Origin of the sequence: Micrococcus sp. HSID17227 (assembly GCF_003989405.1) — a bacterium.
In the GTDB taxonomy this organism is placed as follows: Bacteria; Actinomycetota; Actinomycetes; order Actinomycetales; family Micrococcaceae; genus Micrococcus; species Micrococcus luteus.
Genome location: NZ_RBLN01000454.1, coordinates 1 through 928 on the forward strand (window position 1 = coordinate 1; position 928 = coordinate 928).

Sequence of the window (928 nt, forward strand, 5' to 3'; positions counted from 1 at the left end):
GCTGGCGTCGCGCAGCAGCGCGGACCAGGCCGGTGCGCTCACGCGTCCCCGCCCAGCGCGGCGAGCCGCCGCTGCTCGTCGAGGGCGAGGCAGGAGGCGATCACGGCCTCGAGGTCGCCGTCGAGGACCGCGTCGAGGTTGTGCGCCTTGTAGCCGGTGCGGTGGTCCGCGATCCGGTTCTCCGGGAAGTTGTAGGTGCGGATGCGTTCCGAGCGGTCCATGGTGCGCACCTGCGCGGCGCGCGCCGCGGAGTCCTCGGCGTCCTGCTCCGCCCGCTGCCGCTCGAGCAGCCGCGACCGCAGCACGCGCAGCGCGGCCTCGCGGTTCTGGATCTGGGACTTCTCGTTCTGCATGGAGACGACGATCCCCGTGGGCAGGTGCGTCAGGCGCACCGCGGAGTCGGTCGTGTTGACGGACTGGCCGCCCGGCCCGGAGGAGCGGAAGACGTCCACCTTGAGGTCGTTCGGATCGAGGTGGACCTCGTCCGGGGCGTCCACCTCGGGCAGCACGAGCACGCCGGCGGCGGAGGTGTGGATGCGGCCCTGGGACTCGGTGACGGGCACGCGCTGCACTCGGTGCACGCCGCCCTCGAACTTGAGCCGGGCGTAGACGCCGTCGGCCGGGTCGGCCGCGCTCCCCCGCACCGCCACGTGGACGTCCTTGTAGCCGCCCAGGTCGGAGTGCGTGGCGGAGAGGACCTCCGTCTTCCAGCCCCGGGAGTCGGCGTAGCGCAGGTACATGCGCAGCAGGTCGCCGGCGAACAGGGCCGCCTCCTCGCCGCCCTCGCCGCCCTTGATCTCGAGGATCACGTCACGCGCGTCGTCGGGGTCGCGCGGGATCAGCAGCCGGCGCAGCCGTTCGGCGGCCTCGGCCTCGGCCGCCTCCAGACCGGGCACCTCGGCCGCGAAGGCCGCCGCGTCGTCGTCGC

At 74.0% G+C, this 928-nt stretch carries 1 protein-coding gene; it reads right to left on the reverse strand.

Translation table 11 applies throughout. The features are described 5' to 3' along the window. Positions 1 to 38 precede the first annotated feature (38 nt). The coding region (gene prfA / locus D8M29_RS12595) for a peptide chain release factor 1 (protein ID WP_127446044.1) at positions 39 to 928 on the reverse strand (890 nt) is incomplete at its 5' end.